This window comes from Thiohalophilus sp. (assembly GCF_046483665.1).
Lineage (GTDB): Bacteria > Pseudomonadota > Gammaproteobacteria > UBA6429 > Thiohalophilaceae > Thiohalophilus.
In genome coordinates this window covers 1-22,480 of record NZ_JAWOCR010000026.1, presented here as the reverse complement: position 1 = coordinate 22,480, position 22,480 = coordinate 1, and the positions used below count along the sequence as shown (strand labels likewise).

The following is a 22,480-nucleotide window of genomic DNA, read 5'->3' as shown; positions in this document are numbered from 1 at the left end:
CGTGAGTTCTGAGTTCTGAGTTCTGAGTTCTGAGTTCTGAGTTCTGAGTTCTGAGTTCTGAGTTCTGAGTTCTGAGTTCTGAGTTCTGAGTTCTGAGTTCTGAGTTCTGAGTTCTGAGTTCTGAGTATCAGTCTGCGCCCGCATCATACTGGCGCAAGTCGCAAATGCTGCCCATGGTGGGAGGCGAGTTCGTCGGCGACTGGCCGCAGATTCAACCGGTCGCGGCTAAAGGCCCCACAACGACACAGCACCAGTACTATTTTCCTGCCCACCGCACGCTCTGTCGCGCCGAAGACGCTTCTACAAACTTCGGTGCTGGTGCTTTACTCGTCCCTCCTACCTCGTCCCTGTTATATTTATTTGCTGAACTGGTGGACCATGGAGCGCAGTTCCATGACCATTTCGGAGAGGTGCTGGCTGCTTTTCGACATGACTTTCGCGCCATCGGCGGTCTCCTGCGAGACCTGGTTGATGTTAATGATGTTGCGATTGACCTCCTCGGCCACGGCACTTTGTTCCTCGGCAGCACTGGCTATCTGGGTGTTCATGTCGTTAATGGCGGTAACCGTACCGGAGATCTCCGACAGGGCCATGGCGGACTCTTCCACCTGCATGACACCGTGTTCGGCCTTTTCAGTCACGTCGCCCATTTCGTTGACCACGTGTTGCACACCAGCCTGAATGCGCTCGACGATCGCATGAATTTCCTTGGTGGAATCCTGGGTCCGTTGTGCCAGGGTCCGCACTTCATCCGCAACCACGGCAAAGCCGCGGCCCTGCTCACCAGCCCGCGCCGCCTCGATCGCGGCATTCAGGGCCAGCAGGTTGGTCTGCTCGGCAATGCCCGTAATCACCTCCAGCACGCTGCCGATAGAAGTACTGTCCTCGGAGAGTTTCTGGATGACCTGCTGGGCCTGCTTGACGCTTTCCGACAGATTTTCGATCACGCCGATCGCCTCGGTCACGGTTAATGCTCCGGTCCGGGCCTGTTCGGTGGCTTCATTGGCAGCGCCCCTGGCGTTCTCGGTATTCTGTGCCACTTCCTGCACCGTGGCCGCCATCTCGTTCATGGCGGTGGCGACCTGATCGATTTCATCGCACTGACGCTGCACACCCTGGCGGGTTTGTTCCACCACACTGGTATTGTCGTTGGCGAGATCGCCAAGTCTGATGGCCGAGTCACCGACTGTACCCAGAATGGTGCGCAGCATCGCCTGCTGGGTAATCAGGCCCAGTTCATAGACGCCGACTCCGCTAAGCCGGCCGGTGAAAATCCATTGCGCCAACGCATTGTCGAAGACCTCCCTTGCCAGGTGCGCCCGCTTTTTCAGAATGCGCCCCTCCCCATACGACAGCAGCGTGGCTACCGGCAAGGAGACCAGCGCGCCGCCCAGCAGATAGGGCCAGGCCAGCTGGCCCAGCAAACCGGCAGCGATCACCAGCGGTAACAGGATCAACAAATATTTGCCTGTGCGCCGCGCCGCACAGGCCAGTTTCATTAGCCAGGAAAACGGCTTTTTGCCGGCATTGAGCCGGGCGTAGACTCGCTCGGCCCGGTGGACCCATTCCCGTTTGGGCAATATTCGCACCGACTGGTAACCGCTCATCTCGCCGTGGCTGTAGACCGGCGTGACATGGGCCTGAACCCAGTAATGATCGCCATTTTTACAGCGATTTTTAACAATGCCCATCCACTGCTTGCCGGCCTTAAGGGTCTGCCACATATCCTCGTACGCCGCTGGCGGCATATCGGGGTGACGCACCACGTTGTGGTTTTTGCCCACCAGCTCCTCGCGCGAGAAACCGCTGACCTCGACAAATGCGTCATTGGCGTAGGTGATAATCCCTTTGAGATCGGTGGTGGTAATAATCCGCAGATCTTCGCTGTATTCCTTTTCGAGGTTGGTGACAGGATAATTCTTTTTCATGGGCCCTTCGTCCATAACTGCTTGATAATCAAATCATTACCAACAGGTAAAAATTGCTGCATCGTTGCAGGGGTTTACCCCAATACAGGGTTAGCGTCACACAACGGTAATTCTTTACATTATTGACACTAATTTTGTGCGTCGCGAACCTGCTGAAGCTGGCCACAAAGGGTCTCGGCACCCTGCAGAATACGCACGGTGTGACGCTGCAGGTGGTCGGGATTGATCATAAACAGGTGATGGTGCGCCACTGCCGGTATCGACTCCCAGCGCCGCCAGCGGTCGAGCCATTCGGCATGTTGCTCGCCCATACCCCCGATCACGATGGCCTGCGGCGCCCTGGCGATCACCGACTCTTCCGAGACCTGCGGCGTCAGGCTGACAGTCTCACCGAAGACGTTACGCCCGCCGCACAGACGGATCACATCGCCGATCAGGTGTTCGTCGTTGACGCTCATCAGCGGTCGATCCCAGATCTGATAAAAAACCTTGATCGGTTGCCGGTCACTGAAGCGCCGTAGCTCTTCCAGCCGGGCCTCGAAATCGGCGATCACAGCCTCGGCCCGTTTTTCGGTCGCCGTCAACACGGCCAGGCGGCGCAGGGTCTCGGGAATATCAGTCAGGCGACGGGGCTCATTGATGAACAACGGCAGGTCGAAACGCCGCAGTTTTTCCAGATCCGCCGGGTTGTTGCCGCTTTGCCAGCCGACGACCAGATCGGGCTCCAGCGCCACGATACGTTCCAGATCCAGGGCGTTATACCCGCCGACCCGGGGAATCGATTCGGCCGCCTCGGGATAATCACTGTAATTGACCGCCCCCACCACGCGCTCACCGGCGCCGATGCTGAACAACAGTTCGGTCACATGCGGGGCCAGACTGACGATGCGTTGCGCCGGCTGCGCCAGCCGGACTTTCTGGCCGGTGTAGTCGGTGACGCTGCGTGTCCCGGCACTCGCGAAGCCGGCGAGGAAACAGAGCCACACGATGGGGATCAAACGATAGTTCATGCGTGGGCCGCTTTATTATAAGTAGATGGATGAATTGCCGTCAGCGCGCTTTCCAGTCGCTGCCACTCGCTCTCCGCACCCGGCAGCCCCAGGCGCAGCCCGGGACCGCCAGCGGCCGGGTCAAAATAGCGGCTCCAGATGCCGTGTTGGGCCAGTTGCTCGTGCAATGCGTAAGCGTCCGCTGTCGGCAGCCAGACAAACAACGGCGAGTACCCACCCACCGACAAGTCGTGTTCGGTAAGCAATTGCACCAGCCGTTCGCCGGCCCGGGGCAGCTGCTCACGCATGCGTTGCTGCCAGGTTTTATCCTGCAATGCCAACTGCATGATAAAGCGAGCCGGGCCGGCGACCGCCCAGGGACCCAGTCGCTCGTCCAGCGCCGCCTGCAGCCCGACCTCGGCCAGCACGAAGCCGCCGCGCAGCCCCGGCAACCCGAAGAACTTGCCGATAGAGCGCAGCACGATCAGCCCCGGACGATCGCTATAAGTGACGAGGCTCTGTTCGCGGGTACAGTCGATAAAGGCCTCGTCCACCACCAGCCAGCCGCCCCGGGCCTGCAGGCGCCGGTGCCACTCAAGCAGTTGCGCCGGCGCAAAACAGTGGCCGGTCGGATTGTTGGGATTGACCACCACCAGCACATCCAGTGAGTCGATCTGGGTGTCGAGCCGGGACTCGATGGTGTCGGGATGCAGTGCCACCCGCGTATGGCCGGCCTGCTCCCAGCGATAGCCGTGTTCGTTGTAGCTCGGCGCGAGCACCCCGACGCGACCGGGGGCGCGCAGGCTCGGCAACAGCTGGATGGCCTGCTGCGAGCCGGCCACCGGCAGGGCGGCGGGCGCGCCGTAATACTCAAGGGCGGCGTCGATCAGCCCGTCGCTCTGCTGGGGCAACTGCTGCCAGACCCGGTCCGGCAGCGCCGGCACCGGATAGGCCGCGGGATTGATCCCGGTGGACAGATCCAGCCACTGCTCCGGCGCCCGCCCGTAACGGCGCGCCGCCTCCAGCAAATTACCCCCATGTTGCGGCAAACAGCCCTCCTCCGATCGCGATGATCACCAGCCATAAAATCAGCGTGTATTGTACGAGACGCACCGACCGGGCGATATCACCCACCCGGGCAGGGGGGCCGGCGCCCAGCGGCGGCCGCTCGCGCAGCGCGCCATGATACTGCACCGCCCCGCCCAGGGTCCGGTTCAGCGCCCCGGCGCCGCTGGCCATCACCGCGCCGGGATTGATCCCCTCCCAGTGACGCGCCTGCGCCCGCCAACAACGCAGGGCCTGTCGGGTGTGGCCCAGCAGGGCGTAACCGAGCGCAGTCAGCCGGGCCGGGATCCAGTTCAGAAGATCGTCCAGGCGCGCCGCCAGTGTGCCGAAGTCCCGGTAGCGGTCGTTGCGATAGCCCCACATGGCATCCAGCGTATTGGCCAGACGAAACAGCACCACCCCCGGCGCGCCCAGGAGCAGAAACCAGAACAGGGTGGCGAACACCGCATCGTTGCCGTTCTCCAGCACCGACTCCACCGTGGCGGCGCTGATTTGAGAGTCATCCAGCGTCTGCGTATCGCGACTGACCATCATCCCCACGGCGTGGCGTGCGCCACCCAGATCCTCCTGCTCCAGCTTATCGGCGACCCGTCGTGCATGCTGTGCCAGAGAACAGTTCCCCAGGGCCAGATAGAGCAGCAGCACCTCGATCGCCGCCGCGCCCCACAGCGGCAGGATCGCCACCAGCCAGATGGTCAGCACCATCGGCGGCATCACCAGCAGTAACCAGGCGAGCGCCCCGCGCCAGCGCCGCCGCCCGCCACGCAACGAGGGCGGCCCGTAAAGCCGGGGCTCCAGCCACAGAACCAGCCGGCCGAAACCGGCCAGCGGATGATAACGGCGGGGATCGCCCAGTAACTGGTCCAGCAGCACCGCCGCCAGCACAATCGCCGCGCTCAACATGCGCGGATTCGGGACCCGGCGCGGGGGCGTTCTGTATTAAAATGGGCGGCTTGTTTCACGGGATAATGGATGTTGTTTTGAAAACCTGTCGCGCCCTGATGATTCAGGGCACCACCTCCGATGCCGGCAAAAGCATCATGGTCACCGGCCTGTGCCGGCTGTTTGCTGATCGCGGGCAACGCGTCGCCCCTTTCAAGCCGCAGAACATGGCGCTCAACAGCGCGGTGTCCGCCGATGGCGGCGAGATCGGCCGGGCCCAGGCGGTCCAGGCCCGGGCCGCGCGGCTGGCACCCCACACGGACATGAACCCGGTACTGATCAAGCCGGCCAGCGACACCGGTGCCCAGATCATCATTCAGGGTCAGGCACGGCAAAATATGGACGCGGTAGAATACCACCAATACAAACAGACCGCGAAAACTGCGGTGCTGGACTCCTGGCAACGGCTGACGGATCAGTATGAGCTGCTACTGGTCGAGGGCGCCGGCAGCCCCGCCGAAATCAACCTGCGCGAACATGACATCGCCAACATGGGGTTCGCCGAGGCCGTGGACTGCCCGGTGGTGCTGGTGGCCGACATCGATCGCGGCGGCGTCTTCGCCCAGCTGGTCGGCACCGTACAACTACTCAACCCCTCGGAACGCGAGCGAATCAAAGGCTTTATTATCAATCGCTTTCGCGGCGACGTCAGTCTGCTGCAACCGGGCCTCGACTGGCTGGAGCGAGAAACCGGGATGCCGGTGCTGGGGGTGATCCCGTATCTGCCCAACTTGCAGATCGACGCCGAGGATAGCCTGAACCTGGAACAACAGTGCGACAACGACAGTACTTTTGATGTCATCGTCCCGCTGCTGCCGCGGATCAGCAACCACACCGACTTCAATCCCCTGCGCGTGGACCCGCGCATCAACTTTCGTTATATCGGTCCCAACGATCCGATTCCACCGGCGGATCTGATTCTCCTGCCGGGCAGCAAGAACGTGCGCGCTGATCGTCAATGGTTACAGGACCACGGCTGGGATCAGGCCATCGCCCGCCACCTGCGTTACGCTGGCAAACTGATCGGCATCTGCGGCGGCTTTCAGATGCTGGGCGAACAGCTGCACGATCCGCAGGGCCTGGAAGGTCCGCCCGGCTCCACGGCTGGCCTCGGCTATCTGCAAATGGCAACCACCCTGGAACCGGCCAAACAACTACACAATGTACACGGTCGGCTGGCGATCGCCGATACGCCGGTCAGCGGTTATGAGATCCATATGGGCCACACCCACGGTCCCGCCTGTTCCTCCCCCGCTGTCATTCTCGACGATCGCCACGACGGCGCGATCTCGAGCGACAACAATGTCATGGGCACCTATTTACACGGCCTGTTCGACGAACCGCTGGCCTGCGAGGCGCTGCTGGAATGGGCGGGGCTTGCCCGGCAATCGGCACAACAGCCTGACTATCAACAACTCCAGGAAGCCGACATCGACCGGCTGGCCGCCACGCTGGAACAGTCACTGGACATGCCGAAGCTGTCGGCGATCATCGAAAGGGGATAAGTGCTGAGTGCCAAGTACTCATGACGTCATTCTGACCTTGCGCCTGAATCCAGGTTGTTCCCCGATTCAGGACTGGATGCCGGCCTGCGCCGGCATGACGTGGAGCAGGCTGATACTCAGGAGCCATAACTCAGAACTCAGCTTCCTTCGAGAGATGTCACGCAGGCTATCGCCAGCGCGACCTGCACGGCTGAGATGAGTCGGCAGTTGGCAGAAAAATAATGCTGAGTGCTCATGCCATCATTCCGGTCTTGCGCCTGAATCCAGCTTACCCCCGATTCAGGACTGGATGCCGGCCTGCGCCGGCATGACGTGGAGCAGGCTGATACCCAGGATTCAGGACTTAAAACCAAGAACCAAGAACCAAGAACCAAGTACTAAGTACTAAGTACTAAGTACTAAGTACTAAGTACTAAGTACTATAAGACACAGCAAGACTGCTTCGGTGATTTCGATCAGGGCGCCGGCGGTGTCGCCGGTGGTACCGCCGAGACGTTGCTGCATGATCGCACGCAGCACGACAAATACCAGCCCCATCGCCACGATTAACATCCAGCCTGTATCAATAAACGCGATGACGGCCATGGCGATCAACAGCAGCCATGCCCAGGCTGTCTTGCGTGGCAGAAAGTCTGTGGCCGACGCACCCATGCCGCCGGGGCGTACATAGGCTGTCGTCAGAAACAGCAACACCACCTGCAGGCGAGCCAGCACCGGAATTACCAGCAAGGCTGGCCAGAGTGTCCGGGTCAGCTCGCTGAGTGCGGCGAATTTGACTAGCAGGATCACGATGATCGCGGTTACTCCTGCCGGGCCGGCGCAGGGATCTTTCATGATTGCCAGGGTACGCTCCCGATCACCGAAACCGCCCAGCCAGGCATCGGCGCTGTCGGCCAGTCCGTCGAGATGCAGGGCCCCGCTAATGATCACCCAGCAGGTTATCAGCAGGGCGCCGTGCAGCAGATAGGCCTCGCTTTGCCCGATCAGCTGTAACAAACCGAGCAATAACGCCAACAAGCCACCGATCAGCAGTCCCACCACGGGATAGAACAGCACAGCGTAACCGGCCACCTTCGCCTGGCTGTCCGGATCATAGCGGGGAATTCGCAAAGGAATCCGGGTCAGCAACTGCAGGGCGGTGATGAAAGCCTGCAGTAACATCATGCGGGTTGGCCGCCGTGAAAGATGAGCCGGGGCAGTTGCTGGCCTTCATGGATTTCGATCTCGATACGGGTGAAGCCGGCGAGATCCACCCGCAGGCGAAACATGCTCTCCAGCGGCATGGCCAGCACATGACGAACAATCATGCGGATCATCCCGGCATGGCCTACCATCAGCAGATGTTCACCGGCATGCTGTTGCAACAGTTCATCCCAGGCGGCGATCACCCGCTGCTCGAACTCATGCAGGGTTTCCGCACCCGGCGGTGTGTTGTTCAGTGGGTCGGACCAGAAACGGAACAATCGTTGCTGATCCTCGGCCATCAGATCTTCGGCAGTCCGCCCTTCCCATTCGCCAAAACCGATCTCCATCAGTCGCGATTCTGCCCGTAACGGCAGGTTATGTCGCGCGGCCAGTTCGCGGGCAAAATCCTGACAGCGGCACAAGCTGGATGTAACAATACGATCCCAGGGACAGTGATCCGCCACCGCCTCGCGCATCTGCCGCCAGCCCAGCTCGCTCAGCGGATCGTCCACCTGGCCCCGGTACTTCTTGCCACCCACCGGCTCGCCGTGGCGCAGCAGATCAATGGTCGTGGTTACATTCTGTTGAGTCATGGGTTTGTTCATCACTATTACACGGATTCTACATCCTGATTAATAACGCGGAGGCGCAGAGCCGCGGAGAAAACAAAAATCTTATTTTAAAATCTCTACGCTTTTGAACCTCCCCGTCCTCTGCGTTGATTCCCGGAAGATTAAAGAAGAGGAACACCAGCGAATCGAAGGGTGTCAGATAGCGCGCTGCACGACCTGACCTGCCGTACTGTCGGGTCATGAATTTATTCATCACGATGACACATATTCTACAAACTGATTATTAACGCGGAGTTCGTGGAGAAAATAAATAACCTTATTGTATAAACTCCGCGCCTTTGCCTCCTCCACATTAATTCCCGGAAGACTAAAGAAGTGGCACGGCAGTCAATCATCTTCCGCATCTTTGTTTGACACCGCCGCCTCTTCGAAGGTGGCCATGCCGTTATGCAGGGCGCAGGCATGACGCAACAATGACAGCGCGACGGCTGCGCCGCTGCCCTCGCCCAGACGCATGCCGAGATCGAGTAATGGCTCGGCCTGCAGGGCATCCAGGATCGCCCGGTGACCGGGCTCGGCGGAGTAATGACTGTAGATAAACCATTGCCGGGTACCCGGCAAGAGCTTTTCGGCGATCAATGCTGCCACACTGCAGATAAAACCGTCGACCAGCACCGGCAGGCCTTGCTGGGCGGCATGTATAAACGCGCCGCTCAGTGCTGCAATCTCGAAGCCGCCGAAACAGTCAAGCACCTGTTGCACATCAGCCGGATCAATATTGTGTCGGTCGATCGCCGCATCGATGACTGTCGCCTTATGCCGGATCCCGCTGTCATCCAGTCCGGTGCCAGGTCCGACCAACTCCCCAGCCGGTTGCTGCAACAATACGCAGCCCAACGCGGTAGCCGAGGTGGTATTGGCAATACCCATCTCGCCACCGATATATAAGTGACTTCCGGCATCCAGTGCGCGTTGCACCGAATCACGGCCGGCATCCAGTGCCTGCAGCCTTTGCTCAGGTGTCATGGCCGGTTGCTGACTGAAGTCGGCCGTGCCTTCGCCAATGCGCTGATCGATAACCCCCGGCAGTTCACCGGGTTCGTGCGCGGTGCCGACATTAACGACTTCCAGGCGGGCATTCTGTTCTGCCGCCAGGACGCTGATCGCGGCACCGCCACGGGCAAAGTTGCGCACCATCTCGGTGGTGACAATTTGCGGAAACGCCGATACGCCCTGCCGGGCGATGCCGTGATCGGCGGCAAATACCGCCATCCAGCACTGTTTGATCACAGGATTCGCGTTTGATTGTAAACCCGCCAGTTGGATGGCCAGCGATTCCAGCTGGCCCAGCGAACCGGGCGGTTTGGTCAGCTGGCTCTGACGCTGTTGCGCGGCCTGTTGCGCATCGGCATCGATCGCTTTGACAGGCTGTTGCCACCAGTGCAACGTCATAACTTATCCTTTGAGGATTTGCGGCAGTCCGGCGGTGACCATCGTCACCCGATCACAGACCTCGGCGAGACGCTGATGCAGGCGACCGGTTTCATCGGCAAAGCGGCGGGAAAGCGGATCGACGGGAATGATTCCCTGCCCGACTTCGTTACTGACCAACAACAGTTCGGCCTGCAATGACGGCAGGCAGGCCAGTAACTGGTTCTGTTCCTGTTCCAGACGTTGCGGATCACTATCGAGCAGCAGGTTGGTCAGCCACAGGGTCAGACAATCGATCAGTATGAGCGCTTCGGGATCATCATTTTTGTCCAGGACATGCCCCAGCGCCAGCGGCTCTTCAATGACCTGCCAGTTGGCGGGTCGATCCTGTTGATGACGGCGAATGCGTTCAAGCATCTCGTCATCACCGGCTGTGGCCGTTGCAATCAGTGTGACAGGCTTGTTGCTCTGCTCGGCCAATTGCTGGGTATAGCGACTTTTACCGGAACGGATACCGCCGAGGATTAAATGTTGCATGAGTTGAAACAGGAATCAGAAAATCAGACCCATCAGGGTCAACAACGCGAGCAGGACCACCCAGACGATCAGCGCCCGCTTGACCAGGGCAAGAGCATGTTGCACCGGGGCGGTGTCGACAACGGCTGACTCCTCGATTTCCTTGTATTCGCCGGCAATGGCACCCGTGCCGCTTTCAATCAAGAAAGCGTCGCTGTCACGCTGCCAGATGTCGGCAGGACTCTGCCAGTGACTGAGAGTATCGACAAAGTTGCCGGCCAGGGCGTAGCACAGCACGGTGAGTCGGGCCGGAATCCAGGCGAGAATCTGATACAGATCGCGAGCGGCGTTGCGATATTCGTCCGTGACTGATGTTTGCTGCCGGACGTGGCAACCGAGTCGAAACAATACCGCTCCGACCGGTCCGAGAATCAGGAACCAGAACAGTACACCGAACATTCGCGTGTTGGCTTCCACCAGGATCCGATCGCGGACTTGCTGAACCAGTTCGGCCGTGGATTCGGCGGTAATTTCCGTCTCGTCACCCAGCTGGCAGGCGGCCAACGCAGCTGCTTCGGGATCGTCCCGCTCCAGGGCAGTCAATACCCGCTGGACATCCTCGTCCAGATCGCGTGGCCCGAGCGTGAAAATCAGCACGACCAGTCCGAACAGGAAAGCCAGTAAACCGGTCAGCGCGCCCAGTGCGGCCAGCACGATCCAGACTGCCAGCACCACCAGCCCGATCAGCAGGATCACCCCCACTGGCCCGTCTCGCAGGGGCTGGCCCTCGAGTTTATGATAGAGGGTTTCGTGGTAGCGATCGAACCAGTCGAAACGGCGCAGGTCGGACACCGGCTTGTAGAAGAACTCCACCGCCAATGCCAGCAATATACTTATCAGATTCATGATGCCAAGTGTCTATATAAAAGGTGTAAATATCAAGCTTTGCGGCACACTATAACGCCGCCATCAGGCGACCCCAGTCAAACGCCGGGCCGGGATCGGTCTTGCGCCCCGGGGCGATATCGCAATGGCCGACGATCCGCTCGCGGGTGATCGCCGGATAGGCTTGTTGCAGCAGACGGGTCACCGCCACCAGCTGCCGGTATTGAACCGGCTCGTAGGGCAGGTCATCACTGCCTTCCAGCTCGATGCCAATGGAGAAATCGTTGCAATTGGTGCGGCCGGCAAATTGTGAATCACCGGCATGCCAGGCCCGCTCGATAAAAGGCACGTACTGGACCAGCTCGCCGTCACGGCGGATCAACAGGTGCGCCGACACCTGCAGATTGCAGATCTCCTGAAAATAGGGATGCTGGGCCGGATCCAGGCAGTTGGTGAAAAAACGATCAATGGCGTCCCCGCCGAATTGCTTTGGCGGCAGGCTGATACCGTGGATCACCAGCAGAGAGATATCCCCGGGATGGGGCCGGGCATTGTAATTGGGCGAAGGACACTGGCGCGCCCCCTGTAACAGCCCGGTGTGGGGATCGATCTGCATGGGAGAATCCGTTGTCCTTCTAGAGTCCTGCTACGGGCGACATGTGTCCCGGATACCGCAAATTTGTGCGCTTAACATTACACCATTGTCCGCGGGCTGTTAATATCAGAAGCGGACTCGTATCCCCCATCCTGACGGCATAAAACAATAATCACGGGAGAAACCGTATGGATAACCTGTTGGCCCGATTGACCGACTGGACCGGCATCGTCTCGGGATATGCCTGGGGCATTCCCTCGATCATCCTGCTGGTGGGCACCGGCCTCTACCTGACGATTCGGCTGCGCTTTGTCCAGATCCGCGGCTTCCAACATTCCTGGCAAATCATTCGAGGCAAATACGACAAACCGTTGGATCCCGGCGAGGTGACGCACTTTCAGGCCTTATCCACCGCCCTGTCGGCGACCGTCGGGACCGGTAATATCGCCGGGGTCGCCACCGCCATCGCCTTTGGTGGCCCCGGCGCCGTATTCTGGATGTGGATTACCGCGCTGGTGGGCATGGCCACCAAGTTTGCCTCCTGCTCGCTGGCGCTCAAGTTTCGCCGCTTTCATCCCGACGGCTCGGTCTCCGGCGGACCGATGTACACCCTGCTCTACGGTCTGAACTTCAAGACCCTGGCGGTACTGTTTGCCGCTTTCACCCTGATTGCCTCGTTCGGGATCGGCAATATGGTACAGGCCAACTCGGTGGTGGACGGGCTGGCCTATGTCTTCCCCGGCATCATTGATTACCGGCTCGGGATCGGCGTCATCATTGCCATTCTGGTCGGGCTGGTGATCATTGGCGGGATCAAACGGATCGCCCGTGTTACCTCGCGTATCGTACCGATTATGGCCGTGTTCTATTGCGGCGCGGCCTTGCTGGTACTGTTTTTGAACCTCGACAAGATTCCCGCGGCCTTTGCCACCATCTTTAACCTGGCATTGAATCCCTGGGCCGCCGGCGGCGGCGCCATCGGCGCGGCCATCCAGTACGGGGTGGCGCGCGGTGTCTTCTCCAACGAGGCCGGGCTGGGCTCGGCCCCCATGGCCCATGCCGCGGCGCGCACCACTGAGCCGGCCCGCGAAGGCCTGGTGGCCATGATGGGTCCGTTCATCGATACCATCGTCATCTGCACCATGACTGCGCTGGTCATCGTGATCATGGGTGCCTGGGGCGACGCACGACCCGACGGCCTGGAAGGCGCCGCCCTGTCGGCCTATGCCTTCGAACAGGGGCTGGGCAGGATCGGCAGCTGGGTGGTCGGTATCGGGCTGGTCTTTTTCGCCTACTCGACCATGATTGCCTGGTCCTATTACGGCGACCGTAGCGCCGAGTTCCTGTTTGGCGCACGGGCAGTGATGCCCTACCGCATCGTGTTCACTGTGCTGGTGGTGGTCGGTGCCTATGTCCCGCTGCAACTGGTCTGGAACTTCGCCGATATCGCCAATATTCTGATGGCCGCCCCCAACCTGATCAGTCTGATCCTGCTGGCCGGGCTGGCGAAAAAGCTGTCCGACGATTATTTCCGTCGCATGCCAGGCTGAGCGCGCTAGAATGAGACGATGAACCCGGCCTGCTGTGGCATCTATCGACAAGGAGATCGACCAATGAACAAATTGCAGCTCCTGAAACAGGGATTGCTCATCAGCCTCGTGGTGGGGCTGACGGCCTGTGGTGGCAAAACCCAGGTGGAAAGCGATCTGGGCATGCGCGGCGCCCCCGACTGGGTCAACGAAGGCACACAATACCTGAACGACCGTGACGGTCGCCTGTTTCACGGAGTCGGGCATGCCCCGCCGATGGGTGACAATGCCCTGCAGCTGTCCACCGCCGATAACCGGGCCCGGGCCGAAGTCGCGCGCATTCTCAGTTCCTACATGGATGTGGTCAGTCGCGATTACAGTGATCACGCGGCCAGTGCCGGGCGTTCGATCAACCGGCAAACCGTCTCGCGACAAATCGATAACCTGACCAGAGTAAATCTGACCGGGGTGAAGATCATCGGCCGCTGGAAAGACGAGGAAACAGGCGATGTCTGGTCCATTGCTGAACTGGATATGGCACAGATGCAGAACACCCTGGAGAGGGTCAACGACATGAACGCCGATCTGAAACGCTATATCAGTAATCAGGGCGACAACATTTTTGATAACCTGGCACAGGAGAACTGAGTATGCCGTCTCGTACGATTCGAACCCTTTCGCTTTTATTTGCCGGTATGACTCTGGTGGCGGGACTCACCGGTTGTGGCACCCGGGTTGAACGACTGGAAGCCGACGAAGTTCGCGATCTCAGCGGCGCCTGGAACGATACCGACTCACGCCTGGTCTCCGAAGAGATGATCAATGATATGTTATCGCGCCCCTGGGTCAACGACTTCAGGCGCCGCACCGGCAAGCAGCCAGCAGTCATTGTCGGCACTGTGCGTAATCTGAGCCACGAACATATCAACACCAATACCTTCGTCAATGATATCCAGCGTGAGCTGACCAACTCCGGCCGGGTCACTTTCGTTGCCTCAAGCGAGGAACGTCAGGAAATCCGTGATGAACGCCTGGATCAGGATATTCACGCCAGTGCCGAAACCCGCAAGGCCATGGGCCAGGAATATGGCGCCGATTTCATGCTCAGCGGTCAGATCAACACTATCATCGATATGGAAGGCCGCACCCAGGTGCGTTATTACCAGGTGGATCTGACCCTGATCAGCCTGAAGGACAACCGCAAGGTCTGGGTCGGTCAAAAGAAGATCAAAAAAGAGGTCGCCAATAGCAAACTGCGCTTTTAACCGGCGGGTCAGGACTGACCCATGTTGTCGCGCGTGTTACAACGCCCATGCCATTACGCCGGCTATCTATTGGCCGGCGTTCTGCTTTTGCTGCAAGCCGGGTGTGCCAGCTACAGCCGTAACTTCGAACAGGAAATCCAGACCCTTGCCAGCCAGGACCCCGCCGCCGCGCTAACGGCCCTGGAAAAACAGCACCAGCCCGAACGTAACCGGCTGCTCTATCATCTGAACAGGGCCATGTTTCTGCATATGCTCGGCGATTACGCCGCCAGCAATGATGAGTTTGAACAGGCCAAAGAAATCATCGAACAATATCAGGCCACCAGTATCTCTGAGGAGAGTGCCGCCTTTTTCATTAACGACGGTACCCGAACCTATACCGGCTCATCGCTGGAACAACTGATGCTACATGTCTACGCGGCAATTAACTATCTGCTGCAAAACCAGGCAGACGCGGCGCGTGTGGAAGCGCTGCAGATCAATGTACGCCTGCGTCAGCTACAGGAAGCCGATCCCGATTCCATATTGAGTATCGACCCCTTTGTGCGTTATCTCACTGGCCTGATTTACGAACAACTGGGCGAAATCGACGACGCCCTGATCGCCTACCGCAAGGCTTACAACGCCTACCTGGAACATCAAAAAACCTACGGGATCAGTATCCCCCGGATACTCAAACAGGATCTGTTACGCTTCAGTCGACAACTGGGCCTGAGCGAGGAGTATAACCGCTATCGGGAACGCTTCGAAGTCGAGGCCCGGAACCTCGATCGCGAAAAGGGTGAGCTGATTGTTCTGTTTCACAAGGATCTGGCGCCCATAAAACGCTCGCAACGGCTCGCCCAGGTGGATCCCGCCACCGGTTATCTGGTCCATTTCGCCCTGCCCGTGTATGAGCCGCGTAACAGCCACCTGAGTCACGCCCGGGTCATGGTCGCCGGACAACGAGTCCGGACGGAATTGATGGAAGATATCAGCGGCATTGCGCTGCGAACCCTGCAGGAGAATATGCCCGCGATTACCGCCCGGGCGCTGGCGCGGGCGGTGGTCAAATATAAAATGTCGCGCCAGGCCGGGGAAAATAATGGCCTGGCCGGGCTGTTGATGAACATCGCCGGCGTCGTTTCCGAGCAGGCCGATACACGCAGCTGGCTAACCCTGCCCGGCGAAATCCAGATGGCGCGTGTCACACTCCCGCCAGGGGACTATACTGTCAGCCTGGAACTGATCGGACGGGACGGCCAGGTGACTCACAACCGGCAACTGGGGCAGGTCAAACTGACAGCTGGCAGCAAACGTTATGTTTCCTATTTATGGTTCCCGAGTTATTCAACAACGAGGCATTAACATGCACAATCCAGCCAGTGTGATTTATCCTGTCATCTTCACAGCACTGCTCGCCGTACTGGGTGGCTGCGCCTCGCCGGATACGGATTCGGGCATGCCAGCATGGATCAACGGCAACAGCCCGGCCTATCCGGCTGAACAGTATCTGATCGGCCGGGGCGAGGCTGATCATGCTGCCGTCGCCCGGGATCGGGCCCGGGCCGATCTGGCCAAGATATTTGAAGTCAGCATCAGTGAACAGAGTCAGGACATTACCGAATACAGCCGCACCACAGGCAGTGGCGAACAGACCCGGGCCAGCCTCGAATCCGCCGTCTCGCGCCAGATCAGCACCCGCACCGATCAGACCCTGTCGCACATTGACATCGCCGAGATCTGGCAGGACCCCGAAACCGGACGTCACTATGCCCTTGCCGTACTGGATCGACTCAAGGCGGGACAGCAATTACGCGAAGAGATCCAGCATCTGGATACCCTGACCGCCAGCGCCATTGACACGGCCCGCCAGCAAGACAATATTCTGCGGCAACTGGGCGAGGCAAACCGGGCGGTCGAAACACAGTTGCAACGTCGTGCCCTGCAACGTCAATTACAGGTGACCGATCCGGGCGGTATCGGCGTACGTAAGCGCTATGATCTCGGTCAGTTATTACAGGATCGCCATGCGCTGGCACAGCGTATTCGTATCCAGACCCGCATCCAGCAGGACGCCAGCGGGCAGTTACCCGCTATCATCGACGGCGCCCTGGCGGAAGCCGGTTTCAGCCAGGTCAATGACAATGCCAATTTCCGGCTCGAGGCCTATCTGGATCTGTCGACTTTTCCCGAACAGAACTGGCACTGGGTTCACGGCACCTTGCAAATTGTACTGACCTCACTGAACGATGATGCCGTACAGGGCAGCCATCGTTGGGAAGTCAAGCAGGCCGCCAGTCGTCCGTTACTGGCCCGCCAACGCGCCATGGATAATCTCAACGAACGACTCAACCGTGAGTTACGCAATGTGATCATCGGCTTTGCCGACGCAAAATAAAGGCCGTGTATGCCCTTTACTATCTCTTCGCAACTGATTCAACACCAGGTCGAACAGGCCCTGACCGAGGACATCGGCAGTGGCGATGTCACAGCCGTCCTGTTGCCCGAGAATAAACAGATAACCGCGACAGTGATCAGTCGGCAGTCTGCCGTGATCGCCGGCTGCGACTGGTTTGCAGAGGTCTTTCGTCAACTCGATCCGTCCATCAGGATCAACTGGCACTGTGCCGATGGTGACCGTCTTGAGGAAGAACAGATTCTTTGCGAGTTACAGGGGCTGGTACGACCGGTGGTCACCGGCGAGCGGACGGCACTGAATTTTTTACAAACCCTCTCCGGCACCGCCACCACGACTCGCCATTATGTGGATCGCATTGCCGGGACCGACGCGCAGGTGCTGGATACCCGTAAAACTCTGCCCGGACTTCGCCTGGCGCAAAAATACGCGGTCAGTTGCGGGGGAGGCAGTAACCACCGTATCGGTCTGTATGACATGGTCTTGATCAAGGAAAACCATATCATCGCCGCCGGCTCCATACTCAATGCCGTTAAAACCGCCCGGCGGTTATCACCGAAGCTTGAGATCGAAGTAGAGGTCGAAAACCTGGAACAACTCGACGAGGCCCTGCAGGCCGGCGTGGAGAGAATCCTGCTCGATAACATGTCTCTCAGGGCACTCCGTCAGGCCGTCACACTCAACAGCGGCCGGGCCAAACTGGAAGCCTCTGGCGGGATTACCTTTGACAATATTCGCAGTGTCGCCGAGACCGGCGTCGATTTCATCTCGGTCGGCGCCCTCACCAAGGACGTTCAGGCCGTGGATCTGTCGATGCGAATCAAAGAAGATTAGTTCTAAGTTCTAAGTTCTTAGCTGTAGGCCCGATATAGCAAAGCGGTATCGGGCAACATTCAGATTGCCGGACACCGCTTCGCTATGTCCGGCCTACCCTCAGAGTACTAAGTACTAAGTACTTAGTACTTAGTACTCATTCAAGTCCTGGCGAGCGCAATTCGTATTGAGTGAATTCCTTTTTCACCAGCCAGACGTCACCCAGTCTGACAGGTAACCGCGTTCCATCATTACGAATCAATTTAAGCGGGTCGCCGCTTTTCACTTCCAGCCCCGGAGTGACGATGAGTTTCCACTGATTGTCCAGATCCTTCACCAGAATGGCCGCATGGCCGGACTTTTCCTGGATATCCTGTTCATTCTGGATAACAACGGCCTCGGCATGCGTGGAAAGACGAACAATAGCCACTTCGATACGATGATCGTCGGTCCGGTGCAAACGATTGATATACCCCAGGGTTAACCGGTGTAACTCGGCATCGACCGGACCGAATGCCACCAGCTGCCCGATTTTAATCGGTGTACTGAATGCCGTCTCTTCGGTTCCGATCAACAGCCCGCCCGAACTGAAATTAATCATGGCCCACTGGGTCACCATGTGTGAGCGATCATCTTCCGCCAGGAGGGAAGACTGCCTGGCCAGCTTGTCGACGAACTGGCGGGAATCCATAATTTTTTGCAAATCCCGGGAAGATATATCGCGTAACAGACGCATGACTTCTTCGCGACCAAAGTATACCCGCAGGGCATCATAGGTGTGTACCCGATGACGCTTTTGTTGTCGGGTCCGCTGGCGAAGCCCGACCAGCATCGATTCCAGTACCGGCAGACGTTCTTCCTCTTTGACCGACTGCAGTGGCTTGCTCAGTTTTCCGGGATCGTAGTTACCAAGGAATTTCATTTTGCCAATGGTCTCGTGCTCCCTGACCAGGGCGTTATACAAACCGGTATAATCGAACAGAATACTGGGACCGCCAATATCTTCCCGGCGTTGAAATTGCGGGGGACCGTTGTTGTGCAGATAGGTCACCAATGTTCCCGGTTGCAGCGGAGCCCGATCGTCGGCCTTGATTTGAAAACTCTCCGCTCCGAGAGCGGTAAGATAGGCATCGGGAACATACAACATACCGGTCGGCCAGCTGTTGGTCTCCAGCAGCCCGAATAACTGGATGGACAGATAAATCTCCTGCATCGACCCCTTCGGAGTGCTGCTACGTTCCGACTTGTCCTGACGGCTTCGGACCCCCACTGTGCCAAGCAATTCCAGCTGTTCGTCAACGCTGTTGTGCAGCAGCATGGAGAAAAACACCTGGTTAACGTCCAGCCAGTCGGTTTTGCTCATCTTCTGATAGCGCAGGGCCTTTAAGCGCTGAATCAGGCGCAACAGTTCGATAATCCGCAGCCCCCGCGCATACAGTGGCTGTTGATGGCGCGCAAAAACAGATGGGCTGGCACTGTAATCAGCGTGGAATAACAGTTTGTAGCTGATTGCCACCTGCTCCACCGCCTTGATACTGGCTTCCAGAGCATTACGCCGTTCATTACTCTCGGGCAGGCTACTTTGTTCAGCCTGGAATTTCTCATACCACATGGCCACTACCGGATAAATCTGTCCCAGCACCGCCTGGGTCAACTGATCGCGTTTCTCCGCTTTCATTCTCAGGCGGTTAAGGTTGGCCTGGATACGCACGGCTTCTTCGAGTAGCCTCACCGGCGCCCGCTGAAAATTGGTCAGTGTCTGCAGGTAGCGTTCCCTGTCGAGGTCCTTGCGTTCAGCCTCTTTGTACGGTTTGGTGAGATTACCGAAATGGCCGAACTGGCTGCTATCGATCTCGGGGGCCGGTTTGTCAGTTCTGGATTTTGTTGTAAACAGCATGGCGTCAGTTCAGTTATGTCGACAGGCGTCGGCCTCCGTGTCCGATCAGCGGTTATCTTCTCTTCTAATCATATAACAATTCTCTATCCATGCCATCCCTGGCAAAACACGGTATCAGGGTAAACCCTGAGCTGATAACGAGTTCTGAGCCCTGAGTTGGCAATCGTAGGTCCGATATAGCAACGCGTTATCGGGCATCTACCAGACTGAGTTGGAAGTTGGCAGTGAAATGATGAGGTAGGAGCGGCTGTGCCGTGACAAACCTTGCCGACGGCACATCTGTCGCGCCAGAGGCGCTCCTACGATCCATAAATCAGGCTTTTTTCTTCCCAATGTCGTAGGCCCGATATAGCAACGTGGTATCGGGCATCTACCCGGTTGCCGGACACCGCGTTGCTATGTCCGGCCTACCCTATGACAAGACCCAAGTTCTGAGTTCTGAGTTCTGAGTTCTGAGTTCTGAGTTCTGAGTTCTGAGTTCTGAGTTCTGAGTTCTGAGTTCTGAGTTCTGAGTTCTGAGTTCTGAGAAAATTGTCATTCCGGCGACCGCCGGAATCCAGTAGCTGTGCGTGCTGTAACCGGGAAGAATCGATCCCGGACTACTCCGGGATGACGATGTTAATAATTTATGCCGTCTGGTTCTGCTCGAATGCTTCAAGCTGTTCGGTCACTTCCAGCCACTCGGCTTCGGTGGCCTGTTGCTGCTGTTGCAACTCGGCCTGTCTGGCGAGCAGTTCCTGCAATTCGGCTTTATTCGCCTCTTCATACAGGCTGTTATCGGCCAGTTGTGCATGCAGTTCTTCCTGGCGCATGGCCAGGGTATCCAGCCGCTGCTCGAGTTTTTTGATCCTGTTGCGCAACGGTTGCATCTGGCGGCGTTGTTCGGCGGCTTGCTGGCGTTGCTGTTTTTTGTTGATCCCGGGCGCGGTTTTTTCCCGCGCGTTGGCCGCAAAGGCTTTTTCCTGCTGCTGCACCCACTGGCGATAATCGTCCAGATCGCCATCAAAGGGCGTGACGTTACCGTCAGCGACCAGCAACAGGGTATCGGCAACACTACGCAGCAGATAGCGATCGTGAGAGACCACCACCATGGCGCCGTCGAATTCCTGCAACGCCAGGGTCAGTGCGTGACGCATCTCCAGATCCAGATGGTTGGTCGGCTCATCGAGCAGCAACAGGTTTGGCTTTTGATAAACCAGCATCGCCAGCACCAGGCGGGACTTTTCACCGCCAGAGAACGGTGCTACCGGGGAGATGGCCATCTCGCTACCGAAACCGAAACCACCCAGGTAATTGCGCAGGGACTGTTCGCTCGCTCTCGGATCGATACGTTGTAAATGCAACAGGGGACTGGCCAGGGGATCCAGTTGTTCGAGTTGATGTTGGGCGAAGTAACCGACTTCCAGTCCCCTGGCCGGAGCAGTTTCACCCGCCATCGGTGTCAACTCACCGGCCAGTGACTTGATCAGGGTCGACTTGCCGGCCCCGTTATAGCCCAGCAGGCCGACGCGATCACCCGGTGCAATGGTCAACTTGATCGCATTCAATACCGGGACATCCGCATAACCGATGGCTACATCCTCCAGTTGCAGCAGCGGATTGGGCAGCTGGTTCGGCGGACGAAAACGGAAATGAAACGGTGAATCGACATGCGCCTGGCTGATCACTTCCATGCGTTCCAGTGCCTTGATCCGGCTCTGTGCCTGGCGGGCCTTGTTGGCCTGCGCCCGAAAGCGATCGATGTATTTCTGAATGTGGGCGATTTCCCGCTGCTGTTTTACATAGGCCGCCTGCTGATTGGCCAGTTGCTGCGCGCGCAGCACTTCGAAAGCAGAGTAGTTGCCGGTATACAGCGTCATCCGACAGTGCTCGATATGCGCGATATGGGTCGTTACCCGATCCAGAAAGTCGCGATCGTGGGAGATCAGCAACAGGGTACCGGGATAGGCGCGCAGCCACTCTTCCAGCCAGACCACCGCCTCCAGATCAAGATGGTTGGTGGGCTCATCGAGTAACAACAGATCGGAACGACACATCAACGCCTGGGCCAGGTTCAGGCGCATTCGCCAGCCGCCGGAGAACGCGCGCACCGGCACCGACTCCTGTTCGGCGGAAAAGCCCAGCCCGTGCAACAACTTTCCGGCCCGGCTGGCGGCGCTGTAGCCATCGATATGTTCCAGCTCGCTGTGCAAGCGGGCCAGTCGCTCGCCCTGGTTCTGCTGTTCGGCGTCGCGGATCTGCTGTTCGATTTCGCGCAGGCGGGTATCGCCGTCGATGACGTACTCCAGCGCGCTTTTGTCCGTCGCCGGCATCTCCTGGGCGACATGGGCGATCACCGTATTCGGTGGCAGGGAAAACTCCCCGGCGTCGGGCTGCAACTCATTTAATAGCAGCGCAAACAGACTGGACTTGCCGACGCCGTTGGCGCCGGTAATGCCCACCTTCTGACCCGCCTGTACGGTACCGGTCACATCGTGCAACAGCTCGTGCTTGCCGCGGCGCAGGGAAAGGTGAGAGAAGTTCAGCATGGATGCAGTGTAACAGAGCCGCCGGTTCGATTGTTCCAGCCCCTGTATCCCGTTAGTATCGGATGACGCACTCACCCATGAGCGGGGAACCCCATGTCCGAACATCATCGCCTGATTATTCTCGGCGCCGGCACCGCCGGGCTGATGGCCTACAAGGAAGCGACACGGCACACCGACGATATTCTGCTCATCGATCCCGGCCCGCTCGGCACGACCTGCGCGCGGGTCGGGTGCATGCCTTCCAAGGTGCTGTTGCAGATAGCCAGAGATTTTCACACCGGGCATCGTCTGGCGGGACGCAGGCTGACCCGGGACACGCCGCCGACACCCGATGGCGTGGCCGTGATGGAACACGTGCGCCGCCTGCGGGACAACTTCGCCAGTGGTCCCATCAAGCGGGTCGAAAAACTGGGCAAGCGGGGGCGTTATATCAAGGG

The 22,480-nt window shown here is 58.6% G+C and carries 20 protein-coding genes; 8 read left to right on the top strand and 12 right to left on the bottom strand.

Going from position 1 to position 22,480, the window contains the following annotated elements:
* Window positions 1–356: 356 nt before the first annotated feature.
* The 4 genes from R6U90_RS06515 to cbiB all read right to left on the bottom strand — a co-directional run bounded on the left by R6U90_RS06515 (window position 357) and on the right by cbiB (window position 4,885).
* Complete coding sequence (locus R6U90_RS06515; protein ID WP_410351859.1) at window positions 357–1,928, bottom strand: methyl-accepting chemotaxis protein; 1,572 nt, start codon at window positions 1,926–1,928, stop codon at window positions 357–359.
* Window positions 1,929–2,056: 128 nt separating this feature from the next.
* On the bottom strand, window positions 2,057–2,938 hold the full coding sequence (locus R6U90_RS06510) for a cobalamin-binding protein (RefSeq protein WP_410351858.1): 882 nt from the start codon (window positions 2,936–2,938) through the stop codon (window positions 2,057–2,059).
* Entirely contained in the window at window positions 2,935–3,966 is a 1,032-nt protein-coding gene (gene cobD / locus R6U90_RS06505) for a threonine-phosphate decarboxylase CobD (protein WP_410351857.1), read from the bottom strand. Before cobD ends, R6U90_RS06510 begins: the two co-directional genes overlap by 4 nt.
* Window positions 3,947–4,885 (bottom strand): adenosylcobinamide-phosphate synthase CbiB, encoded by a 939-nt coding sequence (cbiB, locus tag R6U90_RS06500; protein WP_410351856.1) that lies wholly within the window; start codon window positions 4,883–4,885, stop codon window positions 3,947–3,949. The genes cobD and cbiB overlap by 20 nt, the downstream gene beginning before the upstream one ends.
* Window positions 4,886–4,983: 98 nt before the next feature.
* Here cbiB and R6U90_RS06495 point away from each other — a divergent pair, with 98 nt between their 5' ends.
* Window positions 4,984–6,429, top strand: a complete 1,446-nt coding sequence (locus R6U90_RS06495; RefSeq protein ID WP_410351863.1) for a cobyric acid synthase — start codon at window positions 4,984–4,986, stop codon at window positions 6,427–6,429.
* A gap of 405 nt (window positions 6,430–6,834) precedes the next feature.
* Here the strand turns inward: R6U90_RS06495 and R6U90_RS06490 are convergent, their stop codons facing one another.
* From R6U90_RS06490 to ampD, 6 genes are all read right to left on the bottom strand, one after another.
* Window positions 6,835–7,584, bottom strand: coding sequence for an adenosylcobinamide-GDP ribazoletransferase (locus R6U90_RS06490; RefSeq protein ID WP_410351862.1), 750 nt, complete (start codon window positions 7,582–7,584; stop codon window positions 6,835–6,837).
* A gap of 5 nt (window positions 7,585–7,589) precedes the next feature.
* Window positions 7,590–8,207: a histidine phosphatase family protein gene (locus R6U90_RS06485; RefSeq protein ID WP_410351855.1), complete on the bottom strand. Its 618-nt coding sequence runs from the start codon at window positions 8,205–8,207 to the stop codon at window positions 7,590–7,592.
* 366 nt (window positions 8,208–8,573) lie between these two features.
* Complete coding sequence (gene cobT / locus R6U90_RS06480) at window positions 8,574–9,638, bottom strand: nicotinate-nucleotide--dimethylbenzimidazole phosphoribosyltransferase (protein WP_410351854.1); 1,065 nt, start codon at window positions 9,636–9,638, stop codon at window positions 8,574–8,576.
* Between the two features lie 3 nt (window positions 9,639–9,641).
* Window positions 9,642–10,154 (bottom strand): bifunctional adenosylcobinamide kinase/adenosylcobinamide-phosphate guanylyltransferase, encoded by a 513-nt coding sequence (gene cobU / locus R6U90_RS06475; RefSeq protein WP_410351853.1) that lies wholly within the window; start codon window positions 10,152–10,154, stop codon window positions 9,642–9,644.
* 15 nt (window positions 10,155–10,169) lie between these two features.
* Entirely contained in the window at window positions 10,170–11,039 is an 870-nt protein-coding gene (gene ampE, locus R6U90_RS06470) for a regulatory signaling modulator protein AmpE (protein ID WP_410351852.1), read from the bottom strand.
* 49 nt (window positions 11,040–11,088) lie between these two features.
* Window positions 11,089–11,634 (bottom strand): 1,6-anhydro-N-acetylmuramyl-L-alanine amidase AmpD, encoded by a 546-nt coding sequence (ampD, locus tag R6U90_RS06465; protein ID WP_410351851.1) that lies wholly within the window; start codon window positions 11,632–11,634, stop codon window positions 11,089–11,091.
* A 176-nt stretch (window positions 11,635–11,810) separates the two neighbouring features.
* On the opposite strand from ampD, the gene R6U90_RS06460 reads away from it, so the two are divergent.
* The 6 genes from R6U90_RS06460 (at window position 11,811) to nadC (ending at window position 17,639) form a co-directional block, all read left to right on the top strand.
* Window positions 11,811–13,163 (top strand): alanine/glycine:cation symporter family protein, encoded by a 1,353-nt coding sequence (locus R6U90_RS06460; RefSeq protein ID WP_410351861.1) that lies wholly within the window; start codon window positions 11,811–11,813, stop codon window positions 13,161–13,163.
* Between the two features lie 63 nt (window positions 13,164–13,226).
* The gene (locus R6U90_RS06455; RefSeq protein ID WP_410351850.1) at window positions 13,227–13,790 is read left to right on the top strand and encodes a hypothetical protein; all 564 of its coding nucleotides are present in this window, start codon (window positions 13,227–13,229) and stop codon (window positions 13,788–13,790) included.
* Between the two features lie 2 nt (window positions 13,791–13,792).
* The gene (locus R6U90_RS06450) at window positions 13,793–14,407 is read left to right on the top strand and encodes a penicillin-binding protein activator LpoB (RefSeq protein WP_410351849.1); all 615 of its coding nucleotides are present in this window, start codon (window positions 13,793–13,795) and stop codon (window positions 14,405–14,407) included.
* A 21-nt stretch (window positions 14,408–14,428) separates the two neighbouring features.
* Window positions 14,429–15,754 carry a COG3014 family protein gene (locus R6U90_RS06445; RefSeq protein WP_410351848.1) on the top strand — a complete coding sequence of 442 codons (1,326 nt, stop codon included), beginning with the start codon at window positions 14,429–14,431 and terminating at the stop codon, window positions 15,752–15,754.
* Between the two features lies 1 nt (window position 15,755).
* Window positions 15,756–16,787: an LPP20 family lipoprotein gene (locus R6U90_RS06440; RefSeq protein WP_410351847.1), complete on the top strand. Its 1,032-nt coding sequence runs from the start codon at window positions 15,756–15,758 to the stop codon at window positions 16,785–16,787.
* 9 nt (window positions 16,788–16,796) lie between these two features.
* The gene (gene nadC / locus R6U90_RS06435) at window positions 16,797–17,639 is read left to right on the top strand and encodes a carboxylating nicotinate-nucleotide diphosphorylase (RefSeq protein ID WP_410351846.1); all 843 of its coding nucleotides are present in this window, start codon (window positions 16,797–16,799) and stop codon (window positions 17,637–17,639) included.
* Between the two features lie 136 nt (window positions 17,640–17,775).
* On the opposite strand, the gene R6U90_RS06430 is transcribed toward nadC, so the two are convergent.
* Window positions 17,776–19,515, bottom strand: coding sequence for a hypothetical protein (locus R6U90_RS06430; protein ID WP_410351845.1), 1,740 nt, complete (start codon window positions 19,513–19,515; stop codon window positions 17,776–17,778).
* Between the two features lie 626 nt (window positions 19,516–20,141).
* A complete protein-coding gene (locus R6U90_RS06425; protein WP_410351860.1) occupies window positions 20,142–22,043 on the bottom strand; it encodes an ATP-binding cassette domain-containing protein in 1,902 nt (633 codons plus the stop codon).
* Window positions 22,044–22,136: 93 nt separating this feature from the next.
* Between R6U90_RS06425 and R6U90_RS06420 the strand changes: the two genes are divergently transcribed.
* A partial coding sequence (locus tag R6U90_RS06420; protein WP_410351844.1) for an FAD-dependent oxidoreductase occupies window positions 22,137–22,480 on the top strand: 344 nt, incomplete at its 3' end.

Coding starts and splice junctions, on each gene's coding strand:
- R6U90_RS06495 (WP_410351863.1), top strand. CDS start 4,984: ATGATTCAGGGCACCACCTCCGATGCCGGCAAAAGCATCATGGTCACC.
- R6U90_RS06430 (WP_410351845.1), bottom strand. CDS start 19,515: ATGCTGTTTACAACAAAATCCAGAACTGACAAACCGGCCCCCGAGATC.
- cobT (WP_410351854.1), bottom strand. CDS start 9,638: ATGACGTTGCACTGGTGGCAACAGCCTGTCAAAGCGATCGATGCCGAT.
- R6U90_RS06440 (WP_410351847.1), top strand. CDS start 15,756: ATGCACAATCCAGCCAGTGTGATTTATCCTGTCATCTTCACAGCACTG.
- R6U90_RS06450 (WP_410351849.1), top strand. CDS start 13,793: ATGCCGTCTCGTACGATTCGAACCCTTTCGCTTTTATTTGCCGGTATG.
- R6U90_RS06510 (WP_410351858.1), bottom strand. CDS start 2,938: ATGAACTATCGTTTGATCCCCATCGTGTGGCTCTGTTTCCTCGCCGGC.
- R6U90_RS06485 (WP_410351855.1), bottom strand. CDS start 8,207: ATGACTCAACAGAATGTAACCACGACCATTGATCTGCTGCGCCACGGC.
- nadC (WP_410351846.1), top strand. CDS start 16,797: ATGCCCTTTACTATCTCTTCGCAACTGATTCAACACCAGGTCGAACAG.
- cbiB (WP_410351856.1), bottom strand. CDS start 4,885: ATGTTGAGCGCGGCGATTGTGCTGGCGGCGGTGCTGCTGGACCAGTTA.
- R6U90_RS06515 (WP_410351859.1), bottom strand. CDS start 1,928: ATGAAAAAGAATTATCCTGTCACCAACCTCGAAAAGGAATACAGCGAA.
- ampD (WP_410351851.1), bottom strand. CDS start 11,634: ATGCAGATCGATCCCCACACCGGGCTGTTACAGGGGGCGCGCCAGTGT.
- R6U90_RS06455 (WP_410351850.1), top strand. CDS start 13,227: ATGAACAAATTGCAGCTCCTGAAACAGGGATTGCTCATCAGCCTCGTG.
- R6U90_RS06445 (WP_410351848.1), top strand. CDS start 14,429: ATGTTGTCGCGCGTGTTACAACGCCCATGCCATTACGCCGGCTATCTA.
- ampE (WP_410351852.1), bottom strand. CDS start 11,039: ATGAATCTGATAAGTATATTGCTGGCATTGGCGGTGGAGTTCTTCTAC.
- R6U90_RS06425 (WP_410351860.1), bottom strand. CDS start 22,043: ATGCTGAACTTCTCTCACCTTTCCCTGCGCCGCGGCAAGCACGAGCTG.
- cobU (WP_410351853.1), bottom strand. CDS start 10,154: ATGCAACATTTAATCCTCGGCGGTATCCGTTCCGGTAAAAGTCGCTAT.